We start from the raw sequence: 17,323 nt of genomic DNA, 5'->3' as shown, positions 1-17,323 counted from the left end.
GAGATCCTTGATGATCCAGATCCATCTTCCATTCCCCAGATCAAAGAGAACGCCATGACCGTTAAAGAATTGACCCAAGAAGCCAGACACGAAAAAGCGCTGGAGAAGTATTTGGCGGAGTCGCCTCAGCTAGCCGAAGAGATCAAGGACTTGCCCGCTGACGATCAGAAAGACCAGATCCAGTGGGCGTTCGAGGATGAGGCAGAGTCCCAGGGCTTGCAGCCGTGGGAGCTGACGCTCAAGTACACCTCAACCCCTGAAGAGTTCGAGGCTGCGCGCCTTGTTCTGCACAAGGAGGCTGCCGAGGTGTTGGGTGTCGAGTGGGAAGAGTACTGCGAGATGAATAATCTGGTGGTCTGACAAAAACGCCAGCCTCACGAGGCTGGCGTTTTTCATTCACACAGGCGTTATCAAAGGCTCAGGCGCATCGACAGATCGACAGCTTTCACATCCTTGGTCATCGCACCAATCGAGATGTAATCCACCCCGGTTTCGGCGATCGGTAGCAGCGTGCTTTCGTTGATACCGCCGCTGGCCTCCAGTTTCGCCTGGCCTGCGTTCAGACGCACGGCTTCGCGCATGTCATCCAGACTCAGTTCATCGAGCATGATGATGTCGGCACCAGCCGCCAGGGCTTCCTTCAGCTCTTCCAGGCTTTCCACTTCGATCTCCACCGGTTTGCCCGGGGCAATCTTGTGCGCGGCCTTGATGGCCTCCGGGATGCCACCGCAGGCGGCAATATGGTTTTCCTTGATCAGGAAGGCGTCGTACAGGCCGATGCGGTGGTTGTGGCACCCGCCGCAGGTCACGGCGTATTTCTGCGCCAGACGCAGCCCCGGCAAGGTTTTGCGGGTGTCGAGCAACTTCACTTGAGTCTCGGCAACGTAATCCGCCAGGTACTGCGCGCGTGTGGCCACGCCAGACAGCAACTGCAGGAAGTTCAGTGCACTGCGTTCGCCCGTCAATAGCGAACGCGCCGGGCCCTCCAGGTGGAACAGCGCCTGATTGGGTTTCACCCGCTCGCCATCACGCACCTGCCAGTGCACCGCAACACGTGGGTCCAGCTGCCGAAACACGGCATCAACCCAGGCTGTGCCGCAGATGACGGCAGCGTCGCGGGTGATGATCGTGGCTTTGGCCAGGCGTTCGGCCGGGATCAGCTGTGCGGTGATGTCGCCGCTGCCGATGTCTTCGAGCAACGCACGGCGCACGTTGGCTTCGATTTCGGCGGTCAAATCGGCGAGACGTAGATTCGGCATAACGGACTCCACAAACAAAGTGGCCCGATTATAGGGCCATGGTGCTGGGCAACCCAAGGCATCAGAGGCGTTCCAATCGCTCTGAAACCTGCATTTGGTCGATTCGCCTGAGCAATCGGTACTAAGTCAGCGGCTGCCACGAGCGTCTATTTCAAAAGGAAACGCAGAGTCTGCTGGTAGAGGAGACATCTTTTGCAAGATAATCCGCCTTGCTTTTGACGTCATGGCTTTGACTTTGATTCGGATCGACGACTTCGAAGACTCACCGTTTCAGGAGGCTGAATGCACAACGACGGGAATGTAGTGCCTTTGCACAAGGTCGCTACCGACCAGGCGACTCACTCGCCGCTCGCCCGCCTGCCTGTGATTCTGCTTCAGGTTCGCGACAAAGCCGCTCAACAGCTCAGGCATGGTTTGCAGGAACTGTTCGATAACGCCGACGACACGCTGTTCGAAATGGCCGACCGGGCCCGCGATGACGTCGAACAGAACCTGTTCTTCGAAGCCATGCGCGACTTGCGCCTCAAGCGCAAAAACATCGAACGCGGCTTTCTCGAACAATTCTTCGAGGCATTTGTCTGTCTCACCCAGTACGACAGCACTCAATCTGCCTTGCCCCAGTCGTTGGCCTTCGATGCCTCGGTGGCACTGCCCGATGACGACGTGGAGCGCAGCGTGGCAGTGGAGGCGATGGTCAGCAAAGTGCTGAGCCGCGACGGTTTCACCCTGGGCCAATTGACCGCCCGTTTTAGCGCACTGTTGGGCCGGGAGCTGCTCGACCAGCACAATCCCATGGGGCCGGCGATGCTCTGCGAGTACTTTTTGCAGGCCGGGCGCAACCTGGGGGTGGAGATCAAGGTCAAGCTGATCATCCTCAAACTGTTCGACCGCTATGTGCTCAGGGATGCCAATCAGCTTTACGCCGAAGCCAATCAGTTGCTGCTCGCCACCGGTATTCTGCCTGAGCTCAAGCCTGCACCTGCGCGCCGGGTCAAGGAGTGTGCGGCGGCCGGCATTGATACTGAGCCGGCTCACGCCAACACTCGCGCCAGTGGCCCGCCGACCGACGACAGCGTGCAGGAAGTTTTCGCGGCGTTGCAGGAGTTGCTGCTTCACGTGCGTGGCAGTGTCGCGCCCACTCTTGAAGCCAGCGCCCAGACACAGCCGATTACCACCCGTGACCTGATGCGCCTGCTCTCGCACCTGCAGCAATACGTGCCGGCGCCGGAAGCCCAGGACGACTTCGATCTGCGAAACCAGCTCGAAGAGCTGCTAACCCGGGTCAGTGTTAAAAGTGGCAAGTCACGCGTGGTCGGGGTGGCCGACGAAGACGTGATCAACCTGATCGCCATGCTTTTCGAATGCATCCTCGATGACCGCAACCTGCCGGATTCGCTCAAGGCGTTGATCGGCCGTTTGCAGATACCGATGCTGAAAGTGGCGGTGCTCGACAAGAGCTTCTTCAGCCGCAGCAGTCACCCGGCCCGACGCCTGCTCAATGAAATCGCCACCGCCGCCATGGGCTGGGGGGAGTGCGATGACCATGAGCGCGGCAGTCTGTATCTGCGCATCGAGCAGGTGGTGCAACGGTTGCTCAACGATTTTGTCGATGATCCGGCGGTCTTCTCCGAAATGCTCGCGGATTTTCTCGCCTTCACCAGCGATGAACGCCGTCGCAGTGAGCTGCTCGAGCAACGCACTCGCGACGCCGAAGAAGGCCGCGCCAGGACTGAACTGGCCCGCCAGCGCGTCGAACAGGTGCTGAATCAGGCCTTGTTGGGCAAAGTATTGCCGCAGCGGGTGGTGGCATTTGTCCAGGAAGCGTGGAGCCAGGTGTTGCTGCTGACGTGCCTCAAGCACGGCGATCAGGCGGCCGAGTGGCACGCCGATGTGCAGACCATGGAGCAATTGATCTGGAGCGTGCAGCGTCATGATGAGCCCGATGCGAGCCAGCGCTTGTTGGCGCTGGTGCCTGGCTTGCTCAAGTCGTTGCGCGACGGGCTGAGCCGTTCGGCCTTCGATCCGTTCGCCACCAGCGAATTTTTCAGTGAGCTGGAAGCCTTGCACGTTCAGCTGTTCGAACGTCCAGGGCCAAAGCTTGCACAGTCTGTCGATACGCCGGTGATGGTCGAAGTGCAGCAGGAAGTCGTCCTGCGAACCGCCGACGAAGGGCCGGTCGATACGGCGTCAGTGCGCTTGCCGGAAGATGATGCCGGCCTGCTTCAGGTCGATCAACTGCGGTTGGGGGGCTGGGTCGAGTTTCAGGAAGACGAGGAAAACACCCTTCGCTGCAAACTGGCGGCGATCATTGAAGCCACCGGCAAATACATTTTCGTCAACCGCACCGGGATGAAAGTGCTGGAACGCAGCCGCACCGGCCTGGCGCTTGAATTCCGCCGTGGCGCGGTGCGCGCACTGGACGACACTTTGCTGTTCGACCGGGCGCTGGAGTCGGTGATCGGCAACCTGCGGCGCCTCAATCACGGCAAGTGATCGCGCCCGGAGGTTCTATCGCGGCATACTGGGCGCCTACACAGTCGTCGTTGAAGGAACCTGTATGCAGTTGGACCCCGCGAGCGGTTGGTGTCAGGGCGTAGATATTTGCCCCTCGCCCAACTTCAATGCGCGCCCCTCGGACGAAATTTCCCTGCTGGTGATCCACAACATCAGCCTGCCGCCTGCGCAATTCGCCACCGGCAAGGTGCAGGCGTTTTTCCAGAATCGTCTGGATGTCACGGAACATCCCTACTTTGAAGGGATCGCCGACCTGCGTGTATCTGCGCACTTTCTGATCGAACGTGACGGCACCGTCACTCAGTTTGTCTCTTGTCTTGAGCGTGCCTGGCATGCCGGCGTCTCGAGTTTCGAAGGACGGGAAACCTGTAACGATTTTTCCGTGGGCATTGAACTTGAAGGCACGGATGATCTGCCGTTCACCGATGCCCAGTATCAAGCGTTGACGACCCTGACCCGGCAGCTGCAAAGCACGTTCACGGCCATCACCGCAGAGCGCATTTGCGGGCATAGCGACATTGCACCGGGGCGTAAAACCGATCCCGGGCCTGCATTCGACTGGGCACGCTATCGCGCCGCCCTGGCAAAAGAGGAACAACAATGAGTTTTCTGGTGTTGCTGTTGGCGGTCTGGATCGAGAAATTCTCGGCCCTGCGTCATCGGATTCAGCGCGATGGTGGATGGGTTCGCGAGCTGAACAAGCTTGAGGTCAGTCCGCGTCTGGCGAAAAGTCCGTGGCTGATCCTGGTGATACTGGTGTTGTTGCCAGTGGCATTGCTGGGTTTGCTGCTACTGGTTCTGGACCCGGTGGCTTACGGTCTGCTGGCGTTGCCGGTGCACCTGCTGGTGGTGATTTACAGTCTGGGCCGGGGTGATCTGCTGGCCGGTCTGGGGCCGTTTCGCGATGCCTGGCGCCGGGAAGACCTGCAAGCGGCCGCTCATGTAGCGGACCGTGATGTGGGTATCTGCGCCGATAGCGGCGAACAATTGCTGGAACGGGTCGAAGGGCATTTGCTGTGGGAGGCTTATCAGAGCTTTTTCGCGGTGATTTTCTGGTACTTCCTGCTGGGACCGGTCGCAGCCCTGAGCTATCGACTGCTGGCCCTGGCCGAAGAACATGGGCAGACCCCGGCCGTGTTCGAGCGCGCCGCAAAACTGCGTCATGCGTTCGACTGGGTGCCGGTGCGTCTGTTGGCGGCGAGTTTTGCGTTGGTCGGCAACTTTGTCGCAGTCGGCCGGGTAATGTTGAACGAGCTGCTGAATTGGAACATCAGCGCCGCCCAATTGATCGAGAAGGTCGGCTTGGTGGCCGGTGAAATTCCGGCGCCAATGGTCGGGCCTGACGGCATCAACAGCCTCGACCGGATCTGGGAACTGCTGCTGCGCGCGGCAGTGCTCTGGTACGCCGGTTTCGCGCTGTGGACCGTTCTTGCTTAGTTCTGGAGTGGACTCCGTTGTGGTGAGGGGGCTTGCCCCCGTTGGGTCGCGAAGCGGCCCCTAGCATTTTTCCAGTCAAACTGTGCAATCAGGTTCTGCGACTGCTTCGCAGCCGAACGGGGGCAAGCCCCCTCGCCACAGGGGTATCTATCGTCCTAAGTGTGCATCTCGCCGTTAACCTTAAGTTACAAAACATCCCGCCGATTTAAGCTATACAGAGACAGCGCCGAATAGTGGCTATCTGCTCTCGACCTGCGCCTGCCAATAAAAATAAGAAATCGAAGGGAGACTTCATAGTGAAGAGCTTGCTCTATCCCGCCGTCGCGCTGATGAACCGCCTGAGCTTTGGCATGAAGTTCAGCCTGATCAGCGTGCTGTTCCTTGTGCCGATGCTGGTGACCAACTTCTATCTGGTGCGCGATTCTTATCGAGAATTCCAGGGCACCCGGGTCGAGCTGCAGAGCCTTGACCTGTTGGGCAGCAGCCTGACGTTGCGGCGCGATCTGGAAACCCTGAACAACCTGGTGCAGATCAACGTCACCCTTGGTCAGTCCGGCAAGGCCGGCAATGTCGAGTCGCAGATCAGTACCCTGGGACAAAATGTCCTGACCCGTTTGCAAGGGCTGACGGCGATGACCACGGACCCCGAGCAGATCACGGTTTTCGATGGCAAGCGCGATGAGATGATCGCCGCGTTCAAGGCCCAGCAAGCGGAAAGCTCCCTGCAAAGCAAAAGTGCGATGATCGGCAAGTTGCTCGGCAACGCCCAAATTTTCAGCCAGGTCATCGCCAGTCAGGCCGGCCTCAGCCGCGACACCCAGAGCGACATGCGCCAGCTCAGCGAACTCATTACCAATGTCACGCCACCGATCACCCAGATTCTCGGCGAAGGCCGGGCGATGGGCTCTTTTTCGCTGGGGCAGGGGTTTCTCAACTCGGCATCGAGTACCCGTTTTGATGAGTTACTGGCGCAGATCGAAAAACTGCAGGCCGAATATGCCCTGAAGTTGCAGGACGCGCTGGGCTCCAGCAAAGCGGCACGCGAAACCCTGGCGGCTCAGGCCGAAAACAGCAAGGCATCGCTGAAAAAGGCCAGTGAACTGTTCGAAGAACAGGTAGTGATGGCCGACACGCTGGATGCGCCGTGGCAGGGCTTTTACGATCAGGTCACGGGCCTGATGGACCAGACCTACCAACTCAATGAAGCCACCCTGAAGTTTCTCGGCACCCAGTTGCAACAGCGACTGGAGCAGAACCGCACTCACATGGTCTTGCAGACCGTGGCCTTGTCGGTGGTGTTTGTGCTGATTTTTTACCTTTACGGCGGCTTCTACGCCTCGACCCGCACCACCCTCAAGCGTCTTGGCGCGGTGATGGACAAAGTCGCGGCCGGCGACATGACGGTGACCTTCAGCGCCAACAGCCGCGATGAACTGGGCGAGCTGGGCGAGGTGTTCAACGGCACCGTGAAGAAAATCCATGACCTGATCGAGCGAGTTGGCCAGACCGTCAGTGAGGTCGAGCGCCAGGCCGGGCAGGTGGAGAACGTTTCTGCCCAGAGCAACCAGGCGGTGGCGGGGCAGCGCACGCAGATCGAGCAGGTCGCCACGGCCATGAACCAGATGTCCGCCACCTCCCTGGAGGTTGCACGCAGTGCCGCGGCAGCGGTCAGCAGCGCTCATAGCGTCAACGATGAGACCATCAGCGGGCGTGGGCTGGTGGAGTCCCAGCAGGGCAGCATCGCGGCACTGGCCAGCGAGATCGACCAGTCGGTGCTGGTGATCAATCAACTGGCCAGCGATAGCCAGTCCATCAGCCGCGTGCTGGAGGTGATCAAGAGCATCGCCGAACAGACCAATCTATTGGCGCTCAACGCGGCCATCGAAGCCGCTCGGGCTGGTGAGCAGGGTCGTGGTTTTGCGGTGGTGGCGGATGAGGTCCGGACCCTGGCCAAGCGCACCCAGCAATCGACCGAGGAAATCGAGCAGATGATCGCCAAGCTGCACAGCGGAGTCGGCGCGGCGGTGAAGGCGATGGGGACCAGTCATCAGATGGCCAACGGCACGGTGGGGCAGTCGGAAAAGGTTCAGCAAGCGCTGGAAAACATCCTCGGTGCGGTCGGCATGATCGTCGATCAGAACCAGCAGATCGCCGCCGCGGTAGAGCAGCAGACCGCCGTGGCTCATGACATCGACCAGAATATTGTCGAAATCAACCGCGCCGGTGAGCGTACTGCCGAAGGCGCACACCAGACCGAGGATGCCAGTCGCGCATTGTCGGCTCAGGTGGTGGAATTGAAACAGCTGATCAGTGCGTTCCGGGTTTAAGCAGGATCGTTCCCACGCTCTGCGTGGGAATGCAGCCCGGGACGCTCCGCGTCCCAAAAGTCGTGACGCAGAGCGTCACAGGAGGCGTTACCACGCAGAGCGTGGGAACGATCGGTGACTAACGCCAGTTGAACAGTTCACAGGCATTTGCAGTGCTGGCGACAGCCAGTTGTTCAGGCGTGATCGCCATGATCCCGGCCAGTGCCGTACAGATCGCCGGCAGATGAGCCGGACTATTCCGTTGACCGGGGAACATGGCGGGCGCCATGTCCGGCGAGTCGGTTTCCAGGACCACTGATTCAAGCGGCAGTTCGGCCAGCACACGATGCATGCGCAAGGCCTGAGGCCAAGTCGCGGCACCACCCAGACCCAGTTTGAAACCAAGCTTGATGTACTCGCGGGCCTCTTCCTTGCTGCCGGCGAAGGCATGAATGATCCCCGCGCGTTTCAAGCGAAACCGCTTGAGCGTGGCAATCACCGCCGCGTGGCTGCGTCGCACATGAATCAGCGCGGGAAGATTGAAGTCCGCCGCCAGTTGCAGCTGCGCATCGAACAGTACCTGTTGGCGTTCACGGTCCAGGGTTTCGATAAAGTAATCCAGACCGATCTCGCCCACCGCGCACAACTGCCGATGACCCGCCAACCGGGTCAGCCAACCACCCAGTTCGTGTAAGTCTTCAGGGCGATGATCATCCAGATACACCGGATGCAAACCGAACGCCGCATACAGGTCGGGATCGCTTTGCACCAGGTCCCAGACCCGCTGCCAATTGCCCTGATAAACCCCCAGCACCACCATCCGCCGCACTCCGAGGGCGCGGCTCTCGGCCAACACCGCCGCGCGATCCTCGTCGAAGTCCGGAAAGTCCAGATGAGTGTGGCTGTCGATCAGCTCCACGGTTCAGTCCTGGCGAATACGCTGCTTGAAGGTCCGCGCGATGGCCTGCACGCCGGGTTGGTAATCCGATTGCTCGATGGCGGCCAGGGCCAGTTCCAGCGCCTTGTCGGCGATGAGCTGATGTTGCTGGGCCATGGCGTTGACCGGCAGCGGCAGGAAATCCAGCAACTGCGTGTCGCCGAAGGTGCCGAGGCGCAACGGGCGGGTTTTGAGCGGGAAGTCGTGCAAGGCATCGAATACGCCCTGAAGCAGCACGTAGGACGTGGTCACCAGCGCATCCGGCAAATGGCCCAGACGCTGTAGCAGTTCTTCCATCAACTGTTTGCCGCACTCACGGCTGAACGACTCGCCGTGCTCGATCAGCACCTCGCCTTTGAACCCGTTCAACGCTCCTTTGAAACCGGCCGCCCGCTCCTGGCTGATGCTCAGTTCGGGGCGTGCGCCAATCAGTGCGATCTGCTTGGGCAACGGGGCCAGTAGACTGCGGGTCAGTTGCAGGCTGGCCTCGCGGTCATCACTGATCACCGAGCAGAAATGCTCAGGTTCCATGACCCGGTCGATCGCGATGATCGGAATGCCCTTGGCCTGCAACTGGCGGTAGCTGTCATCGCCGGCCGGCAGGCAACTGGCAACGATCAATGCATCGCAGCGCCGGGCCCGGAACAGTTTGAGCAATTGTCGTTCGCTGTCCGGCGCATCGTCGGAACTGGCGATCAGCAGCTGATAGCCGCGAGCCCGGGCGCCTTGTTCCAGCAGTTTGGCGATGCGCGCGTAACTGGGGTTTTCCAGGTCCGGCAGAATGAAACCCAAGGTGCGGGTGTGCCGACTGCGCAACCCGGCGGCCTGCGGATTGGGCGTAAAGCCATGTTCTTCAACGACCGCGCGTACGCGTTCGACGGTGGCACTGCTGATACGTTGTTGTTCTGCCTTGCCATTGATGACGTAGCTGGCGGTGGTTACGGACACACCGGCCAACTGGGCGATATCACTGAGTTTCAACCCGGTTTTTCCTTGTTTTTTCGAGCTTGCCTCGACATTTTCGCCAATCCTACCCGATTAAGGCAGACGACCATCGTCGCGACGCATCCGACAATTGGACTTCAAGGATGAGACATAATCGAGTAACGTGCCAATCATTCTAGATTAAACGTTTCAGCAAGCGTATTTTCTACGTTATGGGCTTCTTTGCCGGTTCTGCCGCGAAACCGCCAAAAGTGATGACCAAGAGCCTAAGCTGAATCATTCAAAACAATACCTGGCGTCACAAGACGCCAAAAAGGAGAAAGCATGCTCGAGCTCACTATAGAGCAGATATCCATGGGCCAATCGGCTGTGGATAAGTCCGCAGCGTTGCACCTGCTGGCGCAGCATCTGGTCACCGATGGTCTGGTGGCCGAGGGTTACCTCGCCGGGTTGCAGGCGCGCGAGGCCCAGGGCTCGACCTTTCTCGGTCAAGGTATTGCCATCCCTCACGGTACGCCGGAAACCCGCGATCTGGTGTTTTCCACCGGCGTGCGGCTGATGCAGTTCCCTGAAGGCGTGGACTGGGGCGACGGTCAGATCGTCTACCTGGCGATCGGTATTGCGGCCAAATCCGATGAACACCTGCGCTTGCTGCAACTGCTGACCCGCGCCCTCGGCGAAACCGACCTGGGCCAGGCGCTACGCCGCGCCAGTTCCGCCGAAGCCTTGTTGAAACTGCTGCAAGGCGCGCCGCAAGAACTGGCGCTGGATGCCCAGATGATCGGCCTCGGTGTGTCCGCCGACGACTTCGAAGAGCTGGTCTGGCGCGGTGCACGTTTGCTGCGTCAGGCCGATTGTGTAAGCAACGGTTTCTCCGCCGTGTTGCAGCAGGTCGATGCGTTGCCGCTGGGCGATGGCTTGTGGTGGTTGCACAGCGAGCAAACGGTCAAGCGTCCGGGCCTGGCCTTCGTCACGCCGGACAAACCGATGCGTTACCTTGGTCAGCCGCTCAGCGGTCTGTTCTGCCTGGCCAGCCTCGGTGAAGCCCACCAAGCCTTGCTCGAACGCCTGTGTGCGTTGCTGATCGAAGGTCGCGGCCACGAACTGGGCCGCGCCACCAGCAGCCGTAAAGTCCTTGAAGTCCTGGGCGGTGAACTGCCAGCCGATTGGCCGAGCGCTCGCATCGCCCTGGCCAACGCCCACGGCTTGCACGCGCGTCCGGCGAAGATCCTCGCGCAACTGGCGAAAAGCTTTGAAGGTGAAATCCGCGTACGCATCGTCGATGGCCAGGATAGCGCGGTGTCGGTGAAGAGCTTGAGCAAACTGCTCAGCCTCGGCGCCCGTCGCGGTCAGGTGCTGGAATTTGTTGCCGAGCCGAGCATCGCCGCCGATGCCTTGCCAGCCTTGCTGGCCGCCATCGAAGAAGGCCTCGGTGAAGAAGTCGAGCCGTTGCCAGCCGTCAGCCAGCAGCGCGAAGTGATCGCCGATATAGCCGAGGTAATCCTCGCGCCAGCCTCCGGCAGCCTGATCCAGGCCATCGCCGCCGCACCGGGCATCGCCATCGGCCCGGCGCACATTCAAGTGCTGCAAACCATTGATTACCCGCTGCGCGGCGAGTCTGCTGCGATTGAGCGCGAGCGTCTCCAGCAGGCGTTGGCGGACGTACGTCGCGACATCGAAGGCCTGATCGAACGCAGCAAATCCAAGGCCATTCGCGAGATTTTCATCACTCACCAGGAAATGCTCGACGACCCGGAATTGACCGATGAAGTCGACACCCGTCTCAAGCAGGGCGAAAGCGCTGAAGCGGCGTGGATGGCGGTGATTGAAGCAGCGGCCAAACAACAGGAATCGCTGCAGGACGCCTTGCTCGCCGAACGCGCCGCCGACTTGCGTGATATCGGCCGTCGAGTGCTCGCGCAACTCAGTGGCGTCGAAACCCCGAGCGAACCTGAGCAACCGTACATTCTGGTGATGGATGAAGTCGGCCCGTCCGATGTCGCCCGCCTTGATCCGGCCCGTGTCGCCGGCATCCTCACCGCCCGTGGCGGTGCTACCGCGCACAGTGCGATTGTCGCCCGAGCCCTCGGTATTCCGGCGCTGGTCGGCGCCGGCCCGGCCGTGTTGCTGCTGGCGCCGGGCACGCCGTTACTGATTGATGGTCAACGCGGTCGCCTGCACGTGGACGCCGACGCGGCGACCTTGCAGCGCGCCACCGAAGAGCGCGACACCCGCGAGCAACGTTTGAAAGCGGCCGCCGAACAACGTCATCAACCGGCACTGACCACTGACGGTCATGCGGTCGAAGTGTTCGCCAACATTGGCGAAAGCGCGGGCGTGACCAGCGCGGTGGAGCAGGGTGCCGAAGGCATTGGCCTGCTGCGCACCGAATTGATTTTCATGGCCCACTCGCAAGCGCCGGACGAGGCCACCCAGGAAGTCGAATACCGTCGCGTCCTCGATGGCCTGGCCGGTCGGCCGCTGGTGGTGCGCACCCTCGACGTTGGCGGTGACAAACCGCTGCCGTATTGGCCGATCGCCAAAGAAGAAAACCCGTTCCTCGGCGTGCGCGGTATTCGCCTGACCCTGCAACGTCCGCAGATCATGGAAGCGCAATTGCGCGCGTTGCTGCGTGCGGCGGACAACCGTCCACTGCGGATCATGTTCCCCATGGTCGGCAGCGTCGACGAATGGCGTCAGGCCCGGGACATGACCGAACGTCTGCGTCTGGAAATTCCGGTTGCCGACCTGCAACTGGGGATCATGATTGAAGTGCCGTCGGCTGCATTGCTGGCGCCGGTGCTGGCCAAAGAGGTCGACTTCTTCAGCGTCGGCACCAATGACCTGACCCAATACACCCTGGCCATCGACCGTGGTCATCCGACCTTGTCGGCCCAGGCTGACGGCTTGCACCCGGCGGTGCTGCAACTGATCGACATCACCGTGCGCGCGGCCCATGCCCACGGCAAGTGGGTCGGCGTGTGCGGCGAGTTGGCGGCCGATCCGCTGGCGGTGCCAGTGCTGGTCGGCCTAGGCGTGGACGAACTCAGCGTGTCGGGTCGCAGCATCGCCGAGGTCAAGGCGCGGGTTCGCGAGCTCAGCCTGGCCCAGACTCAAATTCTTGCCCAACAGGCCCTGGCCGTGGGCAGCGCCAATGAAGTGCGCGCACTAGTGGAGGCCCTGTAAATGGCCAAGATCCTGACCTTGACCCTCAACCCGGCGCTGGACCTCACGGTCCAGTTGCCGCTGCTTACCCCCGGCCAAGTCAACCGTAGCGACGAGATGCACACGCATGCCGCCGGTAAAGGCGTGAACGTGGCACAGGTGCTGGCGGACCTCGGGCATCAGCTCACGGTCAGCGGTTTCCTCGGGGAGGACAACCTTCAAGCGTTCGAAACCCTGTTCGCCAAACGCGGCTTTGTCGACGCGTTCATCCGTGTTCCGGGTGAGACGCGCAGCAATATCAAACTGGCGGAAAGCGATGGGCGCATCACCGACATCAACGGTCCCGGCCCCTTGGTGAGTGAAGCCGCGCAGCAGGCATTGCTTGATCGACTTGATCAGATTGCACCCGATCATGACGCGGTCGTCGTTGCCGGCAGCTTGCCCCAAGGCATCAGTGCGCAGTGGTTGCAGGCGTTGATTGTGCGTTTGAAAAATCTCGGTCTGAACGTGGCGCTGGACAGCAGTGGCGAAGCCTTGCGGGCCGCGCTCAATGCCGCTCCGTGGTTGATAAAACCGAACACCGAAGAGCTGGCCGACGTGATGGGCTGCGAGATGGTTTCGGTCGCGGCACAGGCTGAAGCCGCGAGCCGCTTGCATGCTCAAGGCATCGAGCACGTGGTGATCTCCGACGGTGCCGATGGCGTGAACTGGTTCAGTATCGGCTCGGCCATGCATGCCACGCCGCCCAAGGTCAGTGTCGTCAGCACCGTGGGCGCGGGCGATTCGTTACTGGCCGGCATGCTCCACGGTTTGCTCAGCGCCGATACGCCTGAGCAGACGTTGCGCACCGCCACGGCGATTGCCGCGATGGCGGTCACCCAGATCGGTTTCGGTATTGGCGACGCCACGCAGTTGGCGCGGCTCGAACAGGGTGTGCGCGTGCGCCCCCTGACAGAACAATAAGAGGGTTTGTCATGAAGTTAGCCATTGTTACGGCCTGCCCGAACGGCATGGTTACCAGTGTGCTGTGCGCCCGCTTGCTCGACGCGGCGGCCCAGCGTCAGGGCTGGAGCACCAGCGTCGAAGTCAACGATGCCGCGCACCCTGAACGCCAATTGTCGGCGGCCACGATCGAGGCGGCCGAGTGGGTATTGCTGGTGACCAGCACACCGGTGGATATGTCGCGATTCGTCGGCAAGCGGGTGTTCCAGAGTACCCCGGCGCAAGCCCTGCAAGATGTTGAAGCGGTGCTGCGTCGCGGTGCTGAAGAGGCTCAGGTTTACGTCGCTCCCGAAGCCGTGGCCGAACCTGCTGCCGTCGTGAAAAACGTTCCGCGTCTGGTCGCGATTACCGCGTGCCCGACCGGCGTCGCTCACACCTTCATGGCCGCTGAAGCCTTGCAGCAAGCGGCCAAGCGTCTGGGCTACGACCTGCAAGTGGAAACCCAGGGCTCGGTCGGTGCGCGCAATCCGTTGAGCTCCGCGGCAATTGCCGATGCGGACGTGGTGCTGCTGGCCTGCGATATCGAAGTCGCCACCGAGCGTTTTGCCGGCAAGAAGATTTACCGTTGCGGCACCGGCATCGCCCTCAAACAAGCCGAAGCGACGCTGAATAAAGCGCTGGCCGAAGGCACGCAGGAAACCGCTGCAAGCGGTGCCAAAGGCCCGGCCAAGAAAGAGAAAACCGGCGTCTACAAACACCTGCTGACCGGCGTGTCGTTCATGCTGCCGATGGTGGTGGCAGGCGGTTTGATGATCGCCTTGTCGTTCGTGTTCGGCATCACCGCATTCAAGGAGGAAGGTACCCTCGCGGCGGCGCTGATGCAGATCGGCGGCGAGACGGCGTTCAAGTTGATGGTGCCGCTGCTGGCGGGGTACATCGCCTACTCGATCGCCGACCGTCCGGGCCTGGCGCCGGGGATGATTGGCGGCATGCTGGCAAGCACCCTGGGCGCCGGTTTTATCGGCGGGATCATTGCCGGTTTCATCGCCGGTTACGCGGCGCAGGCGATCAACCGTTATGCGCGCTTGCCGCAAAGTCTTGAGGCGCTCAAACCGATCCTGATCATCCCGTTGCTGGCGAGTCTGTTCACCGGTCTGGTGATGATCTACGTGGTCGGCAAACCGGTGGCCGGGATGCTCGAAGGCCTCACGCACTTCCTCGACAGCATGGGCACCACCAATGCGATTCTGCTCGGTGTGTTGTTGGGATCGATGATGTGCGTCGACCTTGGCGGGCCGATCAACAAAGCCGCGTATGCGTTCTCGGTGGGGCTGCTGGCGTCGCAAAGTTATGCACCGATGGCCGCGACCATGGCGGCGGGCATGGTGCCGCCGATTGGGCTCGGCATCGCCACGTTTATTGCGCGACGCAAGTTTGCCCAGACCGAACGCGAAGCCGGTAAAGCGGCGTTGGTGTTGGGGCTGTGCTTCATCTCCGAAGGCGCGATTCCGTTTGCCGCGAAAGACCCGCTGCGGGTGATCCCGGCGAGCATCGCCGGTGGTGCGCTGACCGGTGCGTTGTCGATGTATTTCGGCTGCAAACTGATGGCGCCGCACGGCGGGTTGTTCGTACTGGCGATCCCGAATGCGATCAACCATGCGCTGCTGTATTTGCTGGCGATCGTGGCCGGGAGTTTGCTGACGGCGGTGGTGTATGCGGTGGTCAAGCGGCCGGAAGTCGTTGAACTGGCAATAGAGCCAGTCAGCGCCTGACACCGAACCCTGTGGGAGCGAGCTTGCTCGCGATGACGGACTTACATTCAGCAATTATGTTGGCTGTTAGACCGATTTCGCGAGCAAGTCGGATCGCCGCACCGCCGCTCCCACAAGGGGTCTGCTGTGTTGGCAGATTTCTGTGTCATGTCCCGGTAACGTCGCCATGCTTCATTTTTCTTTGAATCCCGGCAAGCCCTGAGCTGCACGCCATTCCTTGATCTTGCGTGTGATGCTTTCTGCCGAATCATCAGCATCGTCTTCCGGGTAGAAGATCAAATCAGAGCCTGCTGGATGCCCACATATGGTGTTGAAGTGATGCACAAGCTTGTTCTCTTCCTCTTCGCTTTCATCGTTCCCCAGGATGCGTTGAAGCATCCCAATGAATTCTTCTTCTGTGTAATCTGAAACACTGCTTTTTATGGTCATTGCCTGTCCTCCCGGTGAATTTCGACGTGCCACTTCGGTGTAACTACTGAGAGATTGTCCACGTCATAAACTGCACCTCCATTCTTGATGTGCTCAATATGATGTATTTCGTAGCGAGCGTTTTCTCCGTTGTGTTCCGGCCTTTGGGCAAATGGTGCTTTGCCATTCAAGAGCTTGCCTCTGTTAGTCGGTTTGAACTGGCTGAGTAGTTCGGGATCATTTCCAACGGCGGTCCAAAACGCGGCCCTGAAAGCGTCGAAGTCTCTAAACGTTTGTCCTCTTAACTGATCCGCAATCCGCGTTGGAATGGGGGCACCTAGCCCGGTGCCAGCCCCAGCAAGCCAAATCCCTGACACATCCTCACCCACCCCCGTAACGCCACCCGGCTCATACCGGGCGTTGAGCACGATGTAAATCGGCTCAAGCCCGGCATCCGCAGGAAACCAGACGATCGCATCCTGATACTCGGGCGGATGCTCCGGGTTTACCAGGATCTTGTCGGCCTGTTCGGTGGGCGGGTACACCCAGTTCGTCGGCAGCGGCGGGGCGCCTTCCAGGGCAGGGATCTTCGGGGCGTCGTCAGGATCTGCCGCGGGCGTCCAGATCAGGCCAATGCCGTTGCCGAGGTCGGCGACGAACTTTTCACCTTCCTGTTTGGCCTTGATGACCGGGACGAATTCCCAGTCCTTCTTCCCTCCAGTGTAGAAACCGCAAGCGCTGACGGAACCGTCGGGCAACGTCTTCACGTTCACACGGACGCGAGTTCGTCCCTTCTCCAACAGCGCGTATTGCTCGTTTTTGTAGAAAGCACTGTCGGGCGAAAGGGTGTTCGGCATCAGTAGCGCCACGGTTCCTGTCGCGGCACCCGCCGTCACCGCCGAACCAGTCAAGGCAAGGGCGAGCGAACCGCTAAGACGTTGCGCCAAGATGTTGCCCGTTGCTGAGCCGGCTGCCCATTTGAGCGGTGCACCTTCGGCGGTAATCGATGCGCCGGTGCCAAGCACGGCCCACAACCCGTAGTCAGCCAGTTTCTCGACGGGGACAAACCCGGCGGGGTTGTCGTGATTGATGACGCCGTCGGGGAGGTTGCAGTTTTTGGCGAATACGCAGCCTCGTGTGGCGAACTGTTTGCTCTGTTCGACTTCTTTGAAAATGCGATCTTCATAAACCTGTTGCCGGGCGAGCATGTCGTCGTAGGTCTTTTGCCTCGCCTCACGCTCGGCTAACTCAGTTGGGGTCATGTCTCGCAGGTAACGGTATCCAATGCCCGAGCCGCCGCCACCAGTGCTGTGTTCCCAGACTTGCGGGATGTCCTTGTCGCGTGCCATAGGCGTCCTTTTTCGCGTGTGTCCGGAGCAGCCTCGAACTTATCCAGGGCGCTCGGGTATTGGCGTTAGGACGTTTCCTAAAAGCGGCGCTGAAATTTCCTATTTCATGGTATTGCAGGGGCTTTGGTGGCGAGTCAGCATGACCGCGTTATTCTTCATCGCGGGCAAGCCATGCTCCCACAGGGTTTAACATTCAACGAAAATAGTGACTGTTGCACCGCTTTCGCGAGCAAGCCCGCTCCCACAAGGGATTTGTGGTGTTGGCTGATTTCTGTGTCATGCCTGAGTC

General features: G+C 60.5%; 13 protein-coding genes. 8 read left to right on the top strand and 5 right to left on the bottom strand.

Going from position 1 to position 17,323, the window contains the following annotated elements; translation table 11 throughout:
• Window positions 1–54 precede the first annotated feature (54 nt).
• Entirely contained in the window at window positions 55–360 is a 306-nt protein-coding gene (locus PFAS1_RS07270) for a DUF6388 family protein (RefSeq protein WP_074873679.1), read from the top strand.
• Window positions 361–410: 50 nt separating this feature from the next.
• Here PFAS1_RS07270 and nadC read toward each other — a convergent pair whose 3' ends face one another.
• Window positions 411–1,259: a carboxylating nicotinate-nucleotide diphosphorylase gene (gene nadC / locus PFAS1_RS07265; RefSeq protein ID WP_074873682.1), complete on the bottom strand. Its 849-nt coding sequence runs from the start codon at window positions 1,257–1,259 to the stop codon at window positions 411–413.
• A gap of 282 nt (window positions 1,260–1,541) precedes the next feature.
• On the opposite strand from nadC, the gene PFAS1_RS07260 reads away from it, so the two are divergent.
• From PFAS1_RS07260 to PFAS1_RS07245, 4 genes are all read left to right on the top strand, one after another.
• Window positions 1,542–3,752, top strand: a complete 2,211-nt coding sequence (locus PFAS1_RS07260) for a DUF1631 domain-containing protein (RefSeq protein ID WP_076028690.1) — start codon at window positions 1,542–1,544, stop codon at window positions 3,750–3,752.
• A 64-nt stretch (window positions 3,753–3,816) separates the two neighbouring features.
• Window positions 3,817–4,377, top strand: coding sequence for a 1,6-anhydro-N-acetylmuramyl-L-alanine amidase AmpD (ampD, locus tag PFAS1_RS07255; RefSeq protein WP_074873686.1), 561 nt, complete (start codon window positions 3,817–3,819; stop codon window positions 4,375–4,377).
• Window positions 4,374–5,210 carry a regulatory signaling modulator protein AmpE gene (ampE, locus tag PFAS1_RS07250; protein ID WP_076028689.1) on the top strand — a complete coding sequence of 279 codons (837 nt, stop codon included), beginning with the start codon at window positions 4,374–4,376 and terminating at the stop codon, window positions 5,208–5,210. Before ampD ends, ampE begins: the two co-directional genes overlap by 4 nt.
• Window positions 5,211–5,506: 296 nt before the next feature.
• Window positions 5,507–7,537: a methyl-accepting chemotaxis protein gene (locus PFAS1_RS07245; RefSeq protein WP_076028688.1), complete on the top strand. Its 2,031-nt coding sequence runs from the start codon at window positions 5,507–5,509 to the stop codon at window positions 7,535–7,537.
• A 118-nt stretch (window positions 7,538–7,655) separates the two neighbouring features.
• Here PFAS1_RS07245 and PFAS1_RS07240 read toward each other — a convergent pair whose 3' ends face one another.
• Both PFAS1_RS07240 and cra read right to left on the bottom strand, forming a co-directional pair.
• Entirely contained in the window at window positions 7,656–8,435 is a 780-nt protein-coding gene (locus PFAS1_RS07240; protein ID WP_076028687.1) for a TatD family hydrolase, read from the bottom strand.
• A gap of 3 nt (window positions 8,436–8,438) precedes the next feature.
• Window positions 8,439–9,434, bottom strand: coding sequence for a catabolite repressor/activator (cra, locus tag PFAS1_RS07235; protein WP_074873694.1), 996 nt, complete (start codon window positions 9,432–9,434; stop codon window positions 8,439–8,441).
• A gap of 288 nt (window positions 9,435–9,722) precedes the next feature.
• On the opposite strand from cra, the gene ptsP reads away from it, so the two are divergent.
• Genes ptsP through PFAS1_RS07220 form a run of 3 tightly spaced genes read left to right on the top strand, consistent with a single transcriptional unit; the run spans window position 9,723 to window position 15,277 of the window.
• Window positions 9,723–12,584, top strand: coding sequence for a phosphoenolpyruvate--protein phosphotransferase (gene ptsP / locus PFAS1_RS07230; protein ID WP_074873696.1), 2,862 nt, complete (start codon window positions 9,723–9,725; stop codon window positions 12,582–12,584).
• The gene (gene pfkB / locus PFAS1_RS07225; RefSeq protein WP_076028686.1) at window positions 12,585–13,526 is read left to right on the top strand and encodes a 1-phosphofructokinase; all 942 of its coding nucleotides are present in this window, start codon (window positions 12,585–12,587) and stop codon (window positions 13,524–13,526) included. It begins immediately after the preceding gene.
• An 11-nt stretch (window positions 13,527–13,537) separates the two neighbouring features.
• Entirely contained in the window at window positions 13,538–15,277 is a 1,740-nt protein-coding gene (locus tag PFAS1_RS07220) for a PTS fructose-like transporter subunit IIB (RefSeq protein WP_076028685.1), read from the top strand.
• A 171-nt stretch (window positions 15,278–15,448) separates the two neighbouring features.
• On the opposite strand, the gene PFAS1_RS07215 is transcribed toward PFAS1_RS07220, so the two are convergent.
• Window positions 15,449–15,706: a bacteriocin immunity protein gene (locus PFAS1_RS07215; RefSeq protein ID WP_076028684.1), complete on the bottom strand. Its 258-nt coding sequence runs from the start codon at window positions 15,704–15,706 to the stop codon at window positions 15,449–15,451.
• Entirely contained in the window at window positions 15,703–17,034 is a 1,332-nt protein-coding gene (locus PFAS1_RS07210; protein WP_076028683.1) for an S-type pyocin domain-containing protein, read from the bottom strand. Before PFAS1_RS07210 ends, PFAS1_RS07215 begins: the two co-directional genes overlap by 4 nt.
• Between the last annotated feature and the right edge of the window lie 289 nt (window positions 17,035–17,323).

Origin of the sequence: Pseudomonas frederiksbergensis, from assembly GCF_001952935.1 — a bacterium.
GTDB classification, from domain to species: Bacteria; Pseudomonadota; Gammaproteobacteria; order Pseudomonadales; family Pseudomonadaceae; genus Aquipseudomonas; species Aquipseudomonas frederiksbergensis.
The sequence above is the reverse complement of the archived record's forward strand: the minus strand, read 5'-3'. Positions and strand labels throughout refer to the sequence as shown.